Origin of the sequence: Pseudomonas sp. PSB18, from assembly GCF_014596565.1 — a bacterium.
Classification (GTDB): Bacteria; Pseudomonadota; Gammaproteobacteria; order Pseudomonadales; family Pseudomonadaceae; genus Aquipseudomonas.
The window spans coordinates 319,654-337,861 of record NZ_NOIN01000003.1 but is presented as its reverse complement, the minus strand read 5'-3'; the positions used below and the strand labels follow the sequence as shown (position 1 = coordinate 337,861).

At 62.3% G+C, this 18,208-nt stretch carries 16 protein-coding genes; 13 read left to right on the top strand and 3 right to left on the bottom strand.

Annotated elements, in window-relative coordinates:
• The first annotated feature begins 10 nt into the window (after positions 1-10).
• The 10 genes from pilW (at position 11) to CGA22_RS09250 (ending at position 10,246) form a co-directional block, all read left to right on the top strand.
• Complete coding sequence (gene pilW / locus CGA22_RS09295; protein ID WP_041023386.1) at positions 11-769, top strand: type IV pilus biogenesis/stability protein PilW; 759 nt, start codon at positions 11-13, stop codon at positions 767-769.
• Positions 769-1,776, top strand: coding sequence for a helix-turn-helix domain-containing protein (locus tag CGA22_RS09290; protein WP_041023385.1), 1,008 nt, complete (start codon positions 769-771; stop codon positions 1,774-1,776). Before pilW ends, CGA22_RS09290 begins: the two co-directional genes overlap by 1 nt.
• Positions 1,777-1,779: 3 nt before the next feature.
• Positions 1,780-2,889 carry a flavodoxin-dependent (E)-4-hydroxy-3-methylbut-2-enyl-diphosphate synthase gene (ispG, locus tag CGA22_RS09285; RefSeq protein ID WP_020795607.1) on the top strand — a complete coding sequence of 370 codons (1,110 nt, stop codon included), beginning with the start codon at positions 1,780-1,782 and terminating at the stop codon, positions 2,887-2,889.
• Between the two features lie 25 nt (positions 2,890-2,914).
• Positions 2,915-4,204 (top strand): histidine--tRNA ligase, encoded by a 1,290-nt coding sequence (hisS, locus tag CGA22_RS09280; protein WP_041023384.1) that lies wholly within the window; start codon positions 2,915-2,917, stop codon positions 4,202-4,204.
• 40 nt (positions 4,205-4,244) lie between these two features.
• Entirely contained in the window at positions 4,245-4,886 is a 642-nt protein-coding gene (locus tag CGA22_RS09275; protein WP_041023383.1) for a YfgM family protein, read from the top strand.
• Positions 4,879-6,030, top strand: a complete 1,152-nt coding sequence (gene bamB / locus CGA22_RS09270; RefSeq protein ID WP_041023382.1) for an outer membrane protein assembly factor BamB — start codon at positions 4,879-4,881, stop codon at positions 6,028-6,030. The genes CGA22_RS09275 and bamB overlap by 8 nt, the downstream gene beginning before the upstream one ends.
• Before the next feature lie 100 nt (positions 6,031-6,130).
• The gene (der, locus tag CGA22_RS09265) at positions 6,131-7,600 is read left to right on the top strand and encodes a ribosome biogenesis GTPase Der (protein WP_041023381.1); all 1,470 of its coding nucleotides are present in this window, start codon (positions 6,131-6,133) and stop codon (positions 7,598-7,600) included.
• Between the two features lie 233 nt (positions 7,601-7,833).
• Positions 7,834-8,982 carry a pyridoxal phosphate-dependent aminotransferase gene (locus CGA22_RS09260; RefSeq protein WP_041022117.1) on the top strand — a complete coding sequence of 383 codons (1,149 nt, stop codon included), beginning with the start codon at positions 7,834-7,836 and terminating at the stop codon, positions 8,980-8,982.
• Entirely contained in the window at positions 8,970-9,761 is a 792-nt protein-coding gene (locus tag CGA22_RS09255) for an amidohydrolase (RefSeq protein WP_041022116.1), read from the top strand. The genes CGA22_RS09260 and CGA22_RS09255 overlap by 13 nt, the downstream gene beginning before the upstream one ends.
• A 68-nt stretch (positions 9,762-9,829) precedes the next feature.
• Positions 9,830-10,246 carry a hypothetical protein gene (locus tag CGA22_RS09250; RefSeq protein ID WP_041022115.1) on the top strand — a complete coding sequence of 139 codons (417 nt, stop codon included), beginning with the start codon at positions 9,830-9,832 and terminating at the stop codon, positions 10,244-10,246.
• A 167-nt stretch (positions 10,247-10,413) separates the two neighbouring features.
• On the opposite strand, the gene leuA is transcribed toward CGA22_RS09250, so the two are convergent.
• The 3 genes from leuA to xseA form a co-directional block, all read right to left on the bottom strand.
• The gene (leuA, locus tag CGA22_RS09245) at positions 10,414-12,093 is read right to left on the bottom strand and encodes a 2-isopropylmalate synthase (RefSeq protein ID WP_041022114.1); all 1,680 of its coding nucleotides are present in this window, start codon (positions 12,091-12,093) and stop codon (positions 10,414-10,416) included.
• Between the two features lie 457 nt (positions 12,094-12,550).
• Positions 12,551-13,372, bottom strand: coding sequence for a M23 family metallopeptidase (locus tag CGA22_RS09240; RefSeq protein WP_041022113.1), 822 nt, complete (start codon positions 13,370-13,372; stop codon positions 12,551-12,553).
• A gap of 3 nt (positions 13,373-13,375) precedes the next feature.
• Positions 13,376-14,755: an exodeoxyribonuclease VII large subunit gene (gene xseA, locus CGA22_RS09235; RefSeq protein WP_025212018.1), complete on the bottom strand. Its 1,380-nt coding sequence runs from the start codon at positions 14,753-14,755 to the stop codon at positions 13,376-13,378.
• Between the two features lie 224 nt (positions 14,756-14,979).
• On the opposite strand from xseA, the gene CGA22_RS09230 reads away from it, so the two are divergent.
• The 3 genes from CGA22_RS09230 to guaB all read left to right on the top strand — a co-directional run bounded on the left by CGA22_RS09230 (position 14,980) and on the right by guaB (position 18,187).
• The gene (locus CGA22_RS09230; protein ID WP_041022112.1) at positions 14,980-15,747 is read left to right on the top strand and encodes a sulfite exporter TauE/SafE family protein; all 768 of its coding nucleotides are present in this window, start codon (positions 14,980-14,982) and stop codon (positions 15,745-15,747) included.
• A 150-nt stretch (positions 15,748-15,897) separates the two neighbouring features.
• Positions 15,898-16,446, top strand: a complete 549-nt coding sequence (locus CGA22_RS09225; protein WP_041022111.1) for a sugar ABC transporter ATPase — start codon at positions 15,898-15,900, stop codon at positions 16,444-16,446.
• Positions 16,447-16,717: 271 nt separating this feature from the next.
• The gene (gene guaB, locus CGA22_RS09220; RefSeq protein ID WP_188258549.1) at positions 16,718-18,187 is read left to right on the top strand and encodes an IMP dehydrogenase; all 1,470 of its coding nucleotides are present in this window, start codon (positions 16,718-16,720) and stop codon (positions 18,185-18,187) included.
• Positions 18,188-18,208: the final 21 nt, after the last annotated feature.

Genomic DNA, 18,208 nt, shown 5'->3' with positions numbered 1-18,208 from the left:
GAGGAACTCTATGTCCCTGCGCTTCGCGCTGCTATTGCTGTTCACCGGTCTGTGCGCCGGTTGTGTTCTGTCGGGCGACTACAACCCGATGAAAACCAGCAAGGGGCGTGACGAAGCGCGTGTGGCCTATGTGCAACTGGGCATCGGCTACCTGCAGCAGGGCATGACCGAACGGGCCAAGGTGCCGCTCAAGAAAGCCCTGGAGCTGGACAGCTCGGACGCCGATGCCAACGCGGCCCTGGCCCTGGTGTTCCAGGCCGAGCTGGAGCCGGAACTGGCCGACGAGCATTTTCGCAAGGCGCTGTCCAGCCGGCCGCAGGATGCACGGATCCTGAACAACTACGGCAGCTTCCTCTACGAGCAACAACGTTACAAGGAGGCCTACGAGCGCTTCGAGCAGGCCGCCGCCGATACCCTTTACCCTGAGCGTTCGCGGGTTTTCGAGAACCTCGGCATGACCGCCGCGAAACTCGGCCAGCGTGACCTGGCCCGCCAGCAACTGGAAAAGGCGTTGCGGCTCAACCGCCAGCAGCCGCGAGCCTTGTTGGAAATGGCTGAGTTGTCTTACGAAGACAGGCAATATGTGCCGGCGCGGGACTATTACGAACGTTTTAGTCTGCTGAGCGAGCAAAATGCACGTAGTCTATTGCTCGGCGTTCGGCTGGCGCATGTATTCGAAGACCGTGACAAGGCCGCAAGTTATGGCCTGCAACTAAAAAGACTCTATCCCGGTACGCCGGAATATCAGCAATACCTGTCGGAGCAATGATGAAAGCGGCGCATCCTGAAGTGGTAGCAGCGACTCGCGTTAACCCTGGTGAGACCCTGCGTCAAGCCCGCGAAAGCAATGGTTGGTCGCTGGCCCAAGTGGCCCTCAAGCTCAATCTCACCGTGGCTTCCCTGAGCAACCTGGAAGCGGGCGCGTTCGACAAATTGCCGGGGCATACCTTCGCTCGGGGCTACATTCGCGCCTACGCCAAATTACTCGACATGGACCAGACCGTGCTGGTCCAGCAATTCGATCAGTACACCGGTTCCGATGCCCAGGGCAGCAATGTGCACAGCCTGGGTCGTATCGAGGAGCCGGTGCGTGTTTCCCACACCATTTTGCGAATCGTCAGCCTGTTGTTGCTGATCGCGGTGATTGGGGGCGGTTTCGTCTGGTGGCAGGATCAAACCTCGCTGCGCAGCAAGGAATCGGTCGCCATGGCGCCGGAGCATGTAGAAGTGGAAGGCGCCGACGGCACCACGCGGATCCATCCGCTGGACGAGCCGGAAGACCAGGCGGTGCTCGAAGGCCAGGCAGAAGGCGAAACCAACCTGGCATTGCCACAAGGCCAGGAGAGTGCCGACGCCGAAGCCGGCGCTGAGCCGAGTACGCCTGCCGCCCCAACTGTGGCCCCGGCCGTGCCAGGCACGCATACGCCCACCGCCGGCGCACCGGTTGCCCCGAGCACACCGGCGCCGACCGCGGCAGCTCCAGCGGCCCCAGCGCCGGCAGCAGCACCGGTTACCCCTGTGGCGCCGGCCGCAGGTGAAGGCCAGGTGCAGATTCAGTTCACTGCGGACTGCTGGACCCAGGTTACCGACGGCAATGGCAAGGTGCTGTTCAGCGGCCTCAAGCGCAAGGGCGATACCACCTCCATCAACGGCAAGCCGCCGTTTGCCGTACGCCTGGGCTACGCCCGTGGCGCGCAGGTCAGCTACAACGGCCAGCCGGTCGATGTGGCTCCGTTCACCAGTGGCGAGACTGCTCGCCTGAAGTTGGGTCAATAAGTCATGCACGGCGAATCTCCAATCAAACGTCGCGAATCCCGCAAGATCTGGGTCGGTAACGTGCCCGTGGGCGGCGATGCGCCTATCGCTGTGCAGAGCATGACCAACAGCGACACCAACGACGTGGCCGCCACCGTTGCGCAGATCAACCGTCTGGAAGCCGCCGGTGTCGACATCGTGCGGGTGTCCGTGCCGGACATGGACGCCGCCGAGGCGTTCGGCAAGATCAAGCAATTGGTCAAAGTGCCGCTGGTGGCGGATATTCACTTCGACTACCGCATTGCCCTGCGCGTGGCCGAGCTGGGGGTCGACTGCCTGCGCATCAACCCAGGCAATATCGGTCGCGAAGACCGCGTGCGTGCCGTGGTGGATGCCGCCCGGGACCGTGGCATTCCGATCCGCATCGGTGTGAACGCCGGATCCCTGGAAAAAGACCTGCAAAAGAAATACGGCGAACCTACGCCTGCTGCTCTGGTGGAGTCGGCGCTGCGCCATGTCGAGCACCTCGAACGCCTGAACTTCCAGGACTTCAAGGTCAGTGTGAAGGCCTCCGACGTGTTCATGGCCGTCGAAGCCTACCGCCTGCTGGCCAAGGAAATCGTCCAGCCGCTGCACCTGGGTATCACCGAAGCCGGTGGGTTGCGTTCGGGTACGGTGAAATCCGCCGTCGGCCTCGGTATGCTGCTCGCCGAAGGGATTGGCGATACCATCCGCATCTCGTTGGCGGCCGACCCGGTCGAGGAAGTGAAAGTCGGCTACGACATTCTCAAGTCCCTGCACCTGCGTTCCCGTGGCATCAACTTCATCGCCTGCCCGAGCTGCTCGCGGCAGAACTTCGATGTGGTCAAGACCATGAACGAGCTGGAAGGGCGTCTCGAAGACCTGCTGGTGCCGCTGGATGTCGCGGTGATCGGTTGCGTGGTCAACGGGCCGGGCGAAGCCAAGGAGGCCCATATCGGTCTCACCGGCGGTACGCCGAACCTGATTTACATCGACGGCAAACCGTCGCAGAAGTTGACGAATGACAATCTGGTGGATGAGCTGGAACGGCTGATCCGCGAGAAAGCGGCCGAAAAGGTCGAAGCCGACGCAGCGGTCATCGCACGCGGCTGAGCAAACGAATTTTTAAGGATTTATTGTGAGCAAGTCTCTGCAAGCCATCCGTGGCATGAACGACATCCTGCCCGAACAGACGCCCCTGTGGCGCTATTTCGAGGGCACCGTCGCACGTTTGCTGGATAACTACGGTTATCGGCAGATCCGCATGCCCATCGTCGAGTTCACCGAGCTGTTCAAGCGCTCCATCGGCGAAGTGACCGACATCGTCGAAAAAGAGATGTACACCTTCGAGGATCGCAACGGCGACTCCCTGACCCTGCGCCCCGAAGGCACGGCGGCCTGTGTGCGTGCGGTGCTCGAACACGGCATTACCGGCGGCGGCCAGGTGCAGAAACTCTGGTACATCGGCCCGATGTTCCGTCACGAGCGTCCGCAGAAAGGCCGCTATCGCCAGTTTCACCAGATCGGTTGCGAGGTGTTCAACCTCGATGGCCCGGATATCGACGCCGAGCTGATCGTGCTGACCTGGCGCCTGTGGGGCGAGCTGGGCATCCGTGACGCGGTCAAGCTCGAACTCAATAGCCTCGGCACCGCCGAAGCCCGTGCCCGTTATCGCGATGCGCTGGTGGAGTTCCTCTCGGCCCGTCTCGAGCACCTGGACGAAGACAGCCAGCGCCGGCTGAAAACCAACCCGCTGCGGGTCCTGGACACCAAGAACCCGGACACCCAGGCCGTACTGGTGGACGCGCCGAAACTGGCCGACTACCTGGACGAGGAGTCCCGTGTGCACTTCGAGGGCCTGAAGGCTCGCCTCGACGCCGCTGGTATTCCCTACGTGATTAACCCGAAACTGGTCCGTGGCCTGGATTACTACAGCAAGACCGTTTTCGAATGGGTCACCGACAAGCTTGGCGCCCAGGGCACCGTGTGTGCCGGTGGCCGTTACGACGGCCTGGTGGAACAGATGGGTGGCAAGCCGACGCCAGGCGTGGGCTTCGCCATGGGCATCGAGCGTCTGGTGCTGATGCTCGAGGCATTGGACAAGGTGCCGGAAGCGCTTTCCCGGCAGGTCGACGTCTACCTGTGTGCCTTCGGTGAAGCAGCCGAACTGGCGGCCTTGTCCCTGAGCGAGCGGGTTCGCGACCAGTTGCCTGGCCTGCGCCTGCAGATCAATGCCGGCGCCGGCAGCTTCAAGAGCCAGTTCAAGAAGGCCGACAAGAGCGGTGCGCTGTATGCACTGATCCTGGGTGACGACGAAATGGCCCAACAAGTGGTAGGTTTCAAACCCCTGCGTGGCCAGGGCGAACAACAAAGTATTGCCTGGGATGCGCTTGCCGCACACCTGGCCACCTGCGTCGTGCAGGGTTGAAGCTGTCAAACAGCCGATTTAGCGATTAAGGAGTATTGGGGTGTCGAGTACCGAAGATGAACAACTGGCGGATTTGAAGGACTGGTGGAGTCGTAACGGCAAGCCGCTGGTTACTGGCGGCCTGTTGGCGCTGGTCATCGTATTCGGCTGGCAGGCGTTCCAGAAATACCAGAGCAACCAGTCGCAAGGCGCCTCGATGCTCTATCAGCAATTGCTGGAAACCACCCTGACCCCGGACGGCAAGCCTGACGCTGCCCGTGTGGCGGATCTGGCCGGCAAGCTGAACAGCGAATATGGCGGCACCGCCTACGCGCAGTACGGTCGCCTGTTCGTGGCCAAGGTCGCGGTAGACAGCGGCAAGCTGGACGACGCGGCCATCGAGCTGAAAGGCATCATCGACAAGCCCGCCAACCCAACCCTGGGCGAAGTGGCGCGTCAGCGCCTGGCGCAGGTGCTTGCGGCGCAGAACAAGACCGAAGATGCATTGAAGCTGCTCGACGGCGACGCCGACAAGGCGTTCCTGGCGACCCGCGAAGAACTCAAGGGCGACCTGCTGGTACAGCTGGGTCGTGCTGATGAGGCCTATGCGGCCTACCAAAAAGCCAAGGCTGCGCTGTCGGACGAAGCCGCAGTCGGTGGCCTGCAAATCAAGCTGGACGACCTGGCCAAAGGGGATGCGTGACGTGATCCGTTGGAAACATGCAGCATTGCTGGCTCTGGCCATTCTGGCCGCGGGTTGCAGCAGCAACAGCAAGAAAGAACTGCCGCCGGCCGAACTGACCGACTTCAAAGAAGAAGTCGTGCTGCAGAAGCAATGGAGCCGCTCCATTGGCGACGGCCAGGGCGAAACCTACAACATGCTGGTGCCGGCCATCGACGGCGACACCATCTATGCCGGTGACGTCACGGGTGTGGTGATGGCGATGGATCGCCTGAACGGCGACGTCAAATGGAAAAAAGATCTCGAACTGCCGGTGTCCGGCGCCGTCGGCGTGGGTTACGGGCTGGTCATGATCGGCACGCTCAAGGGCGAGATCGTTGCCCTGGACGCCAGCAGCGGTGAAGAGAAATGGCGCGCCCGCGTGAGCAGCGAAGTCCTCGCACCGCCTGCCTCCAACGGTGACGTGGTCGTGGTCCAGACCCAGGATGACCGTCTGATCGGCCTGGATGCTGCCACCGGCAACCAGCGCTGGTTGTACGACAGTACCCCGGCGGTCCTGACCCTGCGTGGCACCAGCGCGCCGATCGTCACCAACCGCCTCGCGGTGGCCGGGTTGTCGACCGGTAAAGTGGTTGCCCTGGATATCTCCAACGGCGTTCCGGCGTGGGAGCAACGTGTTGCCGTCCCACAAGGTCGTTCGGAACTGGAGCGCGTGGTCGACATCGACGGCGGCCTGCTGCTGTCCGGCGGTACGATCTACGTCGCCAGCTACCAGGGTCGCGTTGCGGCACTGGACCTGGAAAGCGGTCGCCCGCTGTGGCAGCGGGATGCATCCAGCTACGCCGGTGTCGCCCAGGGTTTCGGCAGCGTCTATGTCAGCCTGTCCTCGGGTACGGTTGAAGGCGTCGACGAGCGTTCCACTACCGCACTGTGGAGCAACGACTCCCTGGCCCGTCGTCAATTGTCGGCCCCGGAAGTGTTCTCCAGCTACGTTGCAGTTGGTGACCTGGAAGGTTACCTGCACCTGCTGAGCCAGGTGGACGGTCGTTTCGTCGGCCGCGAGCGTATCGACAGCGACGGCCTGCGTGCCCGTCCGCTGGTGGCAGGCAACATGATTTATGTGTATGGCAACAGCGGCAAACTGGAAGCCCTGACCATCAAGTAAGACTATGCTTGGGGTTTAATCCCAAGCGGCTTCACCTGAGCACCAGCCGCTGCCTCGCAGCGGCTTTTGTATTTTCTGAAATAACGAAGTGGAGAGCCGCATGGTTCCCGTAATCGCCCTGGTGGGCCGACCGAACGTCGGCAAGTCCACCTTGTTCAATCGCCTGACCAGGACTCGCGACGCCATCGTCGGCGACTTGTCCGGTCTGACCCGTGATCGCCAATACGGTGAGGCCAAGTGGCAAGGGCGTACCTACATTCTGATCGACACCGGCGGCATCTCTGGTGACGAACACGGCATGGACGAAAAAATGGCCGAGCAATCGCTGCTCGCCATCGAAGAAGCGGATGTGGTGCTATTCCTGGTAGACGCCAAGGCCGGTTTTACCGCCGCCGACCAGATGATCGCCGAGCATTTGCGCAAGCGTAACAAGCGCTCCCATGTGGTCGCCAACAAGGTCGATAACATCGACCCGGACATGGCTCGCGCCGAGTTCGCGCCGTTGGGCATGGGGCAGGCGATTCCGATTGCCGGTGCCCACGGTCGCGGCATCAGCCAGTTGCTGGAAGTCGCCCTGGCCGACTTCCCGAAAGATGACGATGAGCCCGAAGAAGGCGAAGAAGAAATCGTCGCCGAAGGCGAGGAAGCCAAGCGCATTCCGGGCCCGAGCGAAAAAGACGGGATCAAGATCGCGATCATCGGCCGCCCGAACGTGGGCAAGTCGACGCTGGTCAACCGGATGCTCGGCGAAGACCGGGTCATCGTGTACGACCAGCCCGGCACCACCCGCGACAGTATCTACATCCCCTTCGAGCGCAACGAAGAGAAGTACACGCTGATCGACACCGCCGGTGTGCGCAAGCGCGGCAAGATCCACGAAGAAGTCGAGAAGTTCTCGGTGGTCAAGACGTTGCAGGCCATCAAGGATGCCAACGTGGTGATCTTCGTGATGGATGCACGCGAAGGCGTGGTCGATCACGACCTGAACCTGTTGGGCTTCGCCCTGGAAGCCGGTCGTGCGCTGGTCATCGCGATCAACAAGTGGGACGGCATGACGCCGAGCGAGCGGGATTTCGTGAAGGTCGAATTGCAGCGTCGGCTGTTCTTCGTCGACTTCGCAGACATCCACTTCATCTCGGCCCTGCACGGTACGGGCGTGGGTAACCTCTACGCATCGGTGCAGAATTCGTTCAAGTCGGCGGTGACCCGCTGGCCGACCAACCGTCTGACCCAGATCCTGGAAGACGCAGTTGGCGAACACGCGCCACCGATGGTCAACAACCGCCGGATCAAGCTGCGTTACGCTCACCTGGGCGGCGCCAACCCGCCGATCATCGTGATCCACGGCAATCAGATCGAGAAGGTGCCCAAGTCGTACGTCCGTTACCTGGAAAACACCTATCGCCGTGTCCTGAAGCTGGTCGGCACGCCGATCCGCATCGAGTTCAAGGGCGGCGAGAACCCGTACGAAGGCAACAAGAACACGCTCACCGACCGCCAGGTCAACAAGAAGCGCCGCTTGATGTCACATCACAAGAAGGCCGACAAGAAGCGTCGCGACAAACGCTGAACGAAAGTCAGCGCCGATCACCTGTGGGAGCGAGCCTGCTCGCGAAGCGTCGGGACAGCAACCTTGATGCAAGCTGATCCACCGCTATCGCGAGCAGGCTCGCTCCCACAGGGGGAAGTCGTCAGCATGAAAAAGGGTGCCCACCGCGGCACCCTTTTTCATGCCCGGCGATTGGGCTATCCTCGACCTCTCCCGCGCCGTGCCAGAGCCGGGTGCAGACGCCGAGAACCCTGATGATCACCAGCAAGCTGCCGAATGTCGGCATCACCATTTTCACCCAGATGTCCCAGCTCGCCGCGCAGACCGGTGCGCTCAACCTGTCCCAGGGGTTTCCCGATTTCGATGGTCCGCAGGCCCTGCGCGACGCGGTTGGCCGGCATATCGCCCAAGGTCATAACCAGTATTCGCCCATGACCGGGCTACCGGCCTTGCGTGAGCAGATCGCGGCGAAGATCGCCCGCAGTTACGGCGCCAGCGTCGATGCCGACCAGGAAGTCACCGTGACCCCCGGTGCGACCCAGGCGATTTTCTGCGCCATCGCGGCGGTGGTCCAAAGCGGCGACGAAGTGATCGTATTCGACCCCTGCTATGACAGCTACGAACCCTCGGTCCAACTGGCCGGAGGGCGTTGCGTGCACGTCCAGTTGGGCCTGGATGACTTTGCCATCGATTTCCAGAAGCTCGGCGAAGCCCTGAGCCCGCGTACGCGGATGATCATTCTCAACACCCCTCATAACCCCAGCGGCGCCCTGATCAGTCGCGCCGAACTGGATCAATTGGCGGCGTTGATCCGGGATCGCGATATCTACCTGATCAGCGATGAAGTCTATGAACACCTGGTATTCGACGGTGTGTCCCATGCCAGCGTCCTCGCCCACGAGGAACTGTACCGCCGTGCCTTCGTAGTCAGTTCGTTCGGCAAGACCTACCACGTGACCGGCTGGAAAACCGGCTACGTCGTGGCGCCACCGGCCCTGACGGCGGAGCTGCGCAAGGTGCATCAGTACGTCAGCTTCTGTGGCGTGACACCGCTGCAATACGCTCTGGCCGACTACATGGCCGCACATCCCGAGCATGTGGAAGAACTGCCGGATTTCTACCAGGCCAAGCGCGACCTGTTCTGCGATCTGCTGACTCCATCACGGTTCAGCTTTACACGCGTGACCGGTACCTATTTCCAGCTGGTGGACTATTCGCACATCCGCCCGGACCTGAACGATGTCGACATGGCGGTCTGGATGACCCGTGAGCACGGCGTGGCGACGATTCCGGTGTCGGTGTTCTACCAGGACCCACCCGAAGGCCAGCGCCTGGTGCGCCTGTGCTTTGCCAAACGCGAGGAGACGCTGCGCGAAGCAGCGGAAAAACTATGCGTGATCTGAGTGCATTGCCGAACCTCAATATCGCCCTGGTCCAGACCACCCTGACGTGGCATGACCGCCAGGCCAACCTGGAACATTTCGAAAGCCTGTTGGAGCAGGCGCGGGGGGCAGACCTGATCATCCTGCCGGAAATGTTCACCACCGGGTTTTCCATGGAGTCGCAAACCCTGGCAGAGCCGGAGCACGGCCCCACCAGCGTATGGATGCGGACCCTGGCGGCAAGGCTGGATGCGGTGATCACTGGCAGTCTGATTGTCCAAGCCGCTGACGGCAGCCATCGCAACCGCCTGCTCTGGGTGCGACCGGACGGCGAGGTGCTGCATTACGATAAGCGCCATCTGTTCCGCATGGCCGGCGAACACGATCACTACACGCCGGGCGAGCGCCAGGTGCTGTTCGAGCTCAAGGGGTGGCGGGTCCGTCCGCTGATTTGCTACGACCTGCGTTTCCCGGCCTGGAGCCGCGACGCCGAGGACACCGACCTGTTGCTGTACACCGCCAACTGGCCGGGTGCCCGGCGCCAGCACTGGAACCGCCTGCTGCCGGCCCGAGCCATCGAGAATCTGTGCTACGTGGCAGCGGTGAACCGCATCGGCACCGACGGCAAGGGCTTCGCCTATACCGGCGACAGTCAGGTGCTGGACTTCCAGGGCGAAACCTTGCTCAGCGCAGGGGAGGCCGATGGTGTGTTCATGGTCAGTTTGAATGCGGCGGACCTGGCGGCGTATCGCACGCGGTTTCCGGCGAACCTGGATGCCGACCGTTTCGAATTCATCTGATTGAAACGATTCAGCCCTTAAGAAGCGCTGTTGCGTGCCGATAACGGGTCAGCCAAGGAGGAGTCCCCATGACCACGATCAGCGCAACTACTGTAAATCCTTACCCACTCTCGGCCCCAAAGGTCCGGATCGGTGGGACGGCCGAAGAAACGACGGCCACTTCGCCGGCATCGACTGATGCCGGCGACGAGAAGGAAAAGTCACTGAAAATCGATACCAGCGGCGCCAATATCGCCGGTGCGCCTGCCACCAGCGGTGTCGATGTCGTCGAGCAGTTGAAAAAGCAGATCGAGCAGGCCGAAAAGCTGTTGGCCCAGCAGCAGGCCGAACTGGCCCGCGTGGAGAAGAGCCAGGCCAACGAAGAGCAGAAGACCCAGCAGGCCATGGCCATCCAGACCCAGATCATGGGCACCCAGGCCGCCTTGCAGACCTTGCGGGCGGCGTTGTTGCAGGCCATGGCTGGTTCCGTCGATACCCATGCCTGAGTTTTGGGTTGTTTGATCGTTCCCACGCTCCGCGTGGGAATGCAGCCGGGGACGCTCCGCGTCCCAAGAGCCGAACGCAGAGCGTCCGTTGATGCGTGCCCACGCGGAGCGTGGGAACGAGGCCCCAGGGTTCACACCCCGGGGCCTTTTTGCATTTCAGCCGCGAATCAGGCTGCCTTGGCCTCAGGCTGGCTCAGCGAGCGGTTCAGTGCGCTGAACAGGGCCTTGAAGCTGGCGGTGGTGATGTTTTCATCGATGCCCACGCCGTGCACCGCACGTTCACCGTTGACCCGCAGTTCGATGTACGCCGCCGCCTTGGCGTTGGTGCCGGCGCCGATGGCGTGTTCGTTGTAGTCCATGATCTCCACCGGAATTGGCAGGCCGGCCACCAGGGCCTCCAGCGCGCCGTTGCCCTTGCCGCGCCAGTGCAGGTTGGTTTCACCCTGGCCCTTGCTGGCGACTTCCACTTCCACGGCACTGTTGCCGTTCTCTTCCTGCAGGCGATGGCTGACCAGCGCATACGGGGTGTTGGCTTGCAGGTATTCGCGTTGCAGCAGGCTGTGGATCTGCTGCGCGGTCATTTCGAGGCCGAGGCGGTCGGTCTCGCGCTGAACCACCTGGCTGAACTCGATCTGCATGCGGCGCGGCAGGCTGATGCCGTATTCCTGTTCCAACAGGTAGGCGATACCGCCCTTGCCCGACTGGCTGTTGACGCGGATCACCGCCTCGTAGCTGCGGCCGATGTCGGCTGGGTCGATCGGCAGGTACGGCACTTCCCACAGTGTGTCGGATTTCTGCTGGGCGAAGCCCTTGCGGATGGCGTCCTGGTGCGAGCCGGAGAACGCGGTGTGAACCAGGTCGCCGACGTAGGGATGACGTGGGTGCACCGCAATCTGGTTGCACTCTTCGACCACTTTGCGCACGCCATCGATGTCGGAGAAGTCCAGCTCGGGGTTGATGCCCTGGGTATAGAGGTTCAGCGCTACGGTCACCAGGTCGACGTTGCCGGTGCGCTCGCCGTTACCGAACAGGCAGCCTTCGACACGGTCGGCGCCGGCCATCAGGCCCAGCTCGGTGGCGGCCACGCCGGTGCCACGGTCGTTGTGGGTGTGCAGGCTGATGAGCACGCTGTCACGACGGGTGATGTTGCGGTGGAACCACTCGATCTGGTCGGCGTAGATGTTCGGGGTGGCGACTTCCACGGTGGCGGGCAGGTTGAGGATCACCTTGCGCTCGGGGGTCGGGTTCCAGACTTCGATCACTGCGTCGCAGACTTCCTTGGCGAACTCCAGCTCAGTGGCGCTGAACGTCTCTGGCGAATATTCGAACTGCCATTGGGTTTCCGGCTGCTGGGCGGCGTACTTGACGAACAGCTTGGCCGCGTTCACCGCGATTTCCTTCACGCCTTCCTTGTCCTGATTGAACACGATGCGACGGAACGACGGGCAGGTGGCGTTGTACAGGTGGACGATGGCTTTCTTCGCGCCGCGCAGGGATTCGAAGGTCCGGGCGATCAGGTCTTCACGGGCCTGGGTCAGCACCTGGATGGTGGTGTCGTCCGGGATGTGGCCTTCTTCGATGAGGGTGCGCACGAAGTCGAAGTCAGTTTGCGAGGCGGCCGGGAACGACGCTTCGATTTCCTTGACGCCCACGGCGACCAGGGTTTTCCAGAAGCGCAGTTTCTTGACCGCGTCCATCGGCTCGATCAGCGACTGGTTGCCGTCGCGCAGGTCGGAACTGCACCAGATCGGCGCGGCGGTGATAGTCTTCGACGGCCAGGTGCGGTCCGGCAGGTTGATGGTCGGGAAGGCGCGGTATTTGGAAGACGGGTCTTTGAGCATGCTCATGGGCGGAATCCTTATTGTCGTGGCCGGAAAAAGGCGGCCTGCCGGTGGTTCGAACGGGGTGGCTCTACAGCCTGGACGGGGTGCCGCGATTCAGCCCGGCAGTCGCGCGCTGACGAGGCACAGGCTGCGGTGCTGGCGAAGCTGGATGAGGGTGTGAGAGGTTTTCATGCCTTCAACCCTAACCGGGTGGGGGGAGGATCGCAAGCAGTCGGAAAAAATTGAGAGAAGTTCTGTTTTTTGGTGGGTTTGCGAGATTTAATCGCGCATTACCGAATAGTTTGTAGTTTTATTGCGTCGATGTTTGGAGCTCGGCAATCTCTAGGGCCACGGTGCATGTGCCGGCCTCATCGCGAGCAAGCTCGGCTCCCACAGGGTATTCGGCACTTTCAAATATTACGCAGTACCTGTGGGAGCCGAGCTTGCTCGCGATGAGGCCAGTGGGCTCACCACAAAAAACTCAGGGCTCGAACGCCCCGATAAAAATCGCCGGGTCGACCCGTGCATCGTTCAGGCTGATGTTCCAATGCATGTGCGGTCCGGTCGCTCGACCAGTAGAGCCAACCTTGCCCACCACCGCGCCCCGGGCCAATTGCTGGCCAACCTTCACGTCGATCTTCGACATATGGCAGAACATGCTGATGAAGCCCTGGCCATGGTCGACGAACACGGTGTTGCCATTGAAGAAGTAGTTGCCGGTAAGGATCACCTTGCCGGCCGCCGGCGTCTTGATCGGCGTGCCGGCGGGCACGGCGAAGTCCAGGCCGGCGTGGGGGTTGCGCTCTTCGCCGTTGAAGAAGCGGCGCACGCCAAACCGGCTCGACAGCGGGCCGTTGACCGGCTTGTCCAACAGCAGGTTGCTGGGGATGTTCGGGCTGAAGCTGCGGTAGGCCTTCAACTGCACGGCCATCTCGGCGTCGATGCGCTTGAGGTCCGCCGGGTTCGGGTTGACCTGGCGCTTGTTCTTCAGGGTGATGTGCTGCTCGGGGTACTTTTTATAGCCGACCACGAACGGCTGGGTGCCGCCGCCGCTGTTGACCTGCTGGGTGCCCGGCTGGACGGTCAGCGGGATGCCGACAATCGCCAGCCAGTTGTTCTGTTCCTTGACCACCAGCACCGGCTTGCCCTGAAAGCTGGCTTTCGGCGCCTGGGCCGAGCTGCCCAGATCAACCACGGCCACGCCGCCGGGCACCGGTTTGTTCAGCAGGCGGGTGATGTAACTGTCGGCGTAGGCGTTGAAGGTCAGGCACAGCAAAAACAGGGGCGTTAGAAATCGCGGCATGGATCAATCCAGTAGAGAAAGGGTGACCGGCGTCAGGTGATTGTCTTCGACCCGCACCAGCAGTTCGCCTTCGCCGAGGCGGGCCGTCAGGCGCTGGCCGGTCTGGGTCTGTCCGGCACTGCGGATCGCATGGCCGCGTTCGTCCAGCAAGATGCTGTAGCCCCGGCCGAGGGTCGCCAGGGGGCTGACGATGTGCAGCGTCTGCATCTGGTTGTGCAATTGCACGCGTCGCGCTTTCAAACCTTCGCGCATGGCCCGGGGCAGGCGTTCGGCCAGGCTGTCCAGGCGTTGGCGCAGCAGTGCCAGGTGGCGGCCCGGATGCTGGCCGGCCAGGCGGGTTTCCAGGCGGATCAGGCGTTCGCGGCGGGTATTGAGGCTGCGTTCGAAGGCCCGGCGCAGGCGCATGTCCAGGTCGTCGAGGCGCTGGGCTTGCTGGCGCAGGCGTTCACCGGGGTGGCGCAGGCGTCGGGTCAGGCCTTCGAGGCGCAGTTGATCGCGCATCAAACGGTCACGCATGCGCATCACCAGCCGCCGATGCAGGCTTTCGACCCGGCGTACCAGATCGCCGGCGTCCGGCGCCAGCAGTTCGGCGGCGGCGGACGGCGTTGGAGCGCGTACGTCGGCGACGAAATCGCTGATGGACACGTCGGTTTCATGGCCGACGGCGCTGACGATCGGCGTCACGCAGGCATCCACGGCCCGGGCCACGGCTTCTTCGTTGAAGCACCACAGGTCTTCCAGTGAACCGCCGCCACGGGCCAGGATCAGCGCATCGAAGCCCCGGGCGTCCGCCAGTTTCAGGGCGCGGACGATCTGTGCGGTGGCTTCGCGACCCTGCACGGCGGTGGGGATCAGCGTCAGGGCGATCTGCGGCGCACGACGACGGAACACGCTGATGATGTCGCGGATGACCGCGCCGGTGGGCGAACTGATGATGCCGATGCGTTGCGGATGAGCGGGCAGGGGCACCTTGCGCTCGGCGCTGAACAGGCCTTCGGCGCTGAGCTTTTCCTTCAGGGCATCGAAGGCCAGGCGCAGGGCACCATCACCGGCCGGCTCCACGGTGTCGAGAATCAGTTGGTAATCACCACGGCCTTCGAACAGCGAAACCTTGCCGCGCACCTTGACCGCCAACCCATCCTTCAAGGCCTGGCGCACCCGCGCGGCGTTTTGCCGGAACAGCGCGCAGCGTACCTGGGCGCCGCTGTCCTTGAGGGTGAAGTACACATGGCCGGAGGCGGGGCGGGCGAGGTTGGAGATTTCGCCCTCGACCCAGATGTTGCTGAACACGTCTTCGAGCAACACCCGCGCACGGCCGTTGAGCTGGCTGACAGTCAGGACCTCGCGGTCCAGGCCCAGGCGGGCAAAGGGATCTTTAATCATGGGCGGCATGATAAGGGCATTTGCCGCTTAATCTCCATGCGTGGAAACAATTAGATCGGGTTGCCTTCATCGCGAGCAGGCTCGCTCCCACAAAGGTTCTGCGTCGTACACAGCATATGAATCCAATGGAAATCCTGTGGGACCGAGCCTGCTCGCGATAGCAGTGCTGGATAAGCCTACGACCTCTGGCTAAAGTCGCCACTTCGTCAGCAAGGAAGTGCCGGATGAACCTTTTCTCGTGGTTGGGCCAGTGGGCTTTTGCGCCCATGGAATGGCTGGTGATCGGCTTTGCCATCGCCCTGGCCTATATCGTGTTCGGCATCGCCGGATTCGGAACGGCGTTGGTGGCCGCGCCGATCCTGCTGCTGTTCATGCCCCTGTCGAAAATCGTGCCGCTGCTGGTGTTGCTGGATTTTGTCGCGGCGTTCGGCAATCTGTTGCCGTCGCGTAAGGATGTTGCCCGGCCGGAGTTGCTGCGGTTGTTGCCGTGTATGGCGGTCGGTTGCACCCTGGGCGTGATTTTCCTGCTCAACCTCAAGTCTGACCTGCTGTTGCTGTTGATGGGGCTGTTCATCAGCGCCTACGCGATCTACAGCCTGTGGATAAAGACCCGGCCTACGCAGTTGTCGGCGCTGTGGGCGATCCCGATGGGCACGGTGGGCGGGATGTTCGGGGCCTTGTTCGGCAGTGGCGGCTTTTTATATGCGATTTATTTGAACAGCCGCTTGCCCAAGGAACCGGCCCGGGCCACCCAAAGCGCGCTGATCAGTTGCAGCACCGTGGTGCGCTTGAGTCTGTTCGCTGTCGCGGGCGTGTATGGCGAACTACCCTTGTTGGTGCTGGCGCTGTGTTTGTTGCCGGCCATGGCGCTGGGGCTGTGGATAGGTCGTCGCCTGACGATGAAGATGTCGCGCGAGACCTTCGTGCGCCTGGTGACCTGGTTGGTGCTTGCCAGTGGCCTCGCGCTGATCGGGCGCTACCTGAGCGCTTGACCTGGTTTGGCCAGGGATTAAGCTGCCGGCCTTTGATCACACTCGTAGGAGCAAAGCTTGCTCGCGATGGTATCGCCCCCATCATCTGATGGACTGAAGTGTCCGCATCGCGAGCAAGCTTTGCGCCTACAAAGACCCCCAGGCCTTGCCATGAACTCCCAAAGCATCATCGTCCCGAAAATCTCCACCTTGCCGGTCCATGAGCCCAGGGCCCGGGCGATCGTGCGCTGGCTGGTGCGCAAGAACATTGTCGAAGAGCAACTGACCACCTGCGGGCGTACCGGCAATCGCATGGCCCACGCCATCGCCCCCGGCGCCCGCGCAGTGGTCCTGCGCCCCGATGCCCTGCCGTTCGACGAGCCGATCAACGGCCTGGAGATCATCACCAAGCGCTGCATCTACACCCCGGCCAAGGGCTTTCTCGAGGAAGCGGGCTGCGCCGAGTGCCGGCGGGAAATCGGCGAGGCGCTGTTCGAAAGCCTGGAGGACTGGATGCCCGACCGCACCGACAATTTCACCTGCCCCGAGTGCGGGCATGAAGATGACATCAACGGCTTCCTGTTCCTGCAGCCCTGCGGCTTCTCCAACCTGGGGTTCATCTTCAACAACTGGTTGGAGGCGGGGTTCAAGCAGGACTTCCTCGACGAATTCGCCGATTGGCTGGATCAGCCGGTGAGTTGGGTGCAGGTGGAGTTGTAGGTAGGCACACTGGAGACTGCTTTTGTGGCGAGGGGATTTATCCCCGCTGGGGCGCGAAGCGGCCCTAAACCAGGCTGTGCGGTACATCAGGCATATGAGTCGACTACCTTGGGACTGCTGCGCAGTCCAGCGGGGATAAATCCCCTCGCCACAGGGGGGCGATCAGCCCCGTCAATCACCCCGGCAATAATAGACAGAGTTTTACATTGAGCCAGACGGTGTGCATGAGTATAATGGCGCGCTTCCATTTTCCCGCTCGGGAGCCCCCGCGATGCTGCGTATCAGCCAAGAAGCTCTGACCTTCGACGACATTCTCCTAGTGCCTGGTTATTCCGAGGTGCTGCCTAACGAAGTCAGCCTCAAAACCCGTCTTACCCGTGGCATCGAACTGAATATCCCGCTGGTTTCCGCTGCCATGGACACCGTGACCGAAGCCCGTCTGGCCATTGCCATGGCCCAGGAAGGCGGTATCGGTATCATCCACAAGAACATGACCATCGAACAGCAGGCCGCCGAAGTGCGCAAGGTCAAGCGGTTCGAGGCTGGCGTGGTCAAGGACCCGATCACCATCGAGGCCGATGCCACGGTGCGCGATCTGTTCGAACTGACCCGCATGCACAACATCTCCGGCGTTCCGGTGCTGCACGATGGCGACCTGGTCGGCATCGTCACCTCCCGCGACGTGCGTTTCGAGAACCGCCTGGATGCCACCGTCCGCCAAGTGATGACGCCTAAAGAGCGCCTGGTCACGGTCAAGGAAGGCACCAGCAAGGACGAAGTCCGCGAATTGCTGCACAAGCACCGCATCGAGCGCGTGCTGATCGTCGATGACAAATTCGCCCTCAAGGGCATGATGACCGTCAACGACATCGAAAAAGCCAAGGCTTACCCGCTGGCCAGCAAGGACGACCAGGGTCGTCTGCGCGTCGGTGCCGCGGTCGGTACCGGCAAGGACACCGGTGACCGTGTCGCCGCCCTCGTCAATGCCGGCGTCGACGTGGTGGTGGTCGACACCGCCCACGGCCATTCCAAGGGCGTGATCGACCGCGTTCGCTGGGTCAAGCAGAACTTCCCTGAAGTGCAGGTGATTGGCGGCAACATCGCCACCGGCGCTGCCGCCAAGGCCCTGGCCGAAGCTGGCGCCGACGCGGTCAAGGTCGGTATCGGCCCTGGCTCGATCTGCACCACCCGGATCGTCGCCGGTGTCGGCGTACCGCAGATCAGCGCCATCGCCAACGTCGCCGCCGCCCTTGAAGGCACCGGTGTCCCGTTGATCGCCGACGGCGGCATCCGTTTCTCCGGTGACCTGTCCAAGGCCATCGTTGCCGGTGCCTACAGCGTGATGATGGGTTCGATGTTCGCCGGTACCGAAGAAGCCCCGGGCGAGATCGAACTGTTCCAGGGCCGTAGCTACAAGGCTTACCGCGGCATGGGTTCGCTGGGTGCCATGTCCCAGGCCCAGGGCTCTTCCGACCGCTACTTCCAGGACTCCTCCGCGGGTGCCGAGAAGCTGGTACCCGAAGGCATCGAAGGTCGCGTACCGTACAAAGGCACCCTGACCGCGATCATCCATCAACTGATGGGTGGCCTGCGTTCTTCGATGGGCTACACCGGTAGCGCCAACATCGAAGAGATGCGCACCAAGCCGGAGTTCGTGCGCATTACTGGCGCCGGCATGGCCGAGTCCCATGTCCACGATGTACAGATCACCAAGGAAGCGCCGAACTACCGCGTAGGTTAAGGCTTCCAGCAAAACGTTAAT

Excerpts from the sequence above, each read along its gene's own strand:
- pilW (WP_041023386.1), top strand. The coding sequence starts at position 11 with ATGTCCCTGCGCTTCGCGCTGCTATTGCTGTTCACCGGTCTGTGCGCC.
- CGA22_RS09290 (WP_041023385.1), top strand. The coding sequence starts at position 769 with ATGAAAGCGGCGCATCCTGAAGTGGTAGCAGCGACTCGCGTTAACCCT.
- ispG (WP_020795607.1), top strand. The coding sequence starts at position 1,780 with ATGCACGGCGAATCTCCAATCAAACGTCGCGAATCCCGCAAGATCTGG.
- bamB (WP_041023382.1), top strand. The coding sequence starts at position 4,879 with ATGCGTGACGTGATCCGTTGGAAACATGCAGCATTGCTGGCTCTGGCC.
- der (WP_041023381.1), top strand. The coding sequence starts at position 6,131 with ATGGTTCCCGTAATCGCCCTGGTGGGCCGACCGAACGTCGGCAAGTCC.
- CGA22_RS09260 (WP_041022117.1), top strand. The coding sequence starts at position 7,834 with ATGATCACCAGCAAGCTGCCGAATGTCGGCATCACCATTTTCACCCAG.
- CGA22_RS09255 (WP_041022116.1), top strand. The coding sequence starts at position 8,970 with ATGCGTGATCTGAGTGCATTGCCGAACCTCAATATCGCCCTGGTCCAG.
- CGA22_RS09250 (WP_041022115.1), top strand. The coding sequence starts at position 9,830 with ATGACCACGATCAGCGCAACTACTGTAAATCCTTACCCACTCTCGGCC.
- leuA (WP_041022114.1), bottom strand. The coding sequence starts at position 12,093 with ATGAGCATGCTCAAAGACCCGTCTTCCAAATACCGCGCCTTCCCGACC.
- CGA22_RS09240 (WP_041022113.1), bottom strand. The coding sequence starts at position 13,372 with ATGCCGCGATTTCTAACGCCCCTGTTTTTGCTGTGCCTGACCTTCAAC.
- xseA (WP_025212018.1), bottom strand. The coding sequence starts at position 14,755 with ATGATTAAAGATCCCTTTGCCCGCCTGGGCCTGGACCGCGAGGTCCTG.
- CGA22_RS09230 (WP_041022112.1), top strand. The coding sequence starts at position 14,980 with ATGAACCTTTTCTCGTGGTTGGGCCAGTGGGCTTTTGCGCCCATGGAA.
- CGA22_RS09225 (WP_041022111.1), top strand. The coding sequence starts at position 15,898 with ATGAACTCCCAAAGCATCATCGTCCCGAAAATCTCCACCTTGCCGGTC.
- guaB (WP_188258549.1), top strand. The coding sequence starts at position 16,718 with ATGCTGCGTATCAGCCAAGAAGCTCTGACCTTCGACGACATTCTCCTA.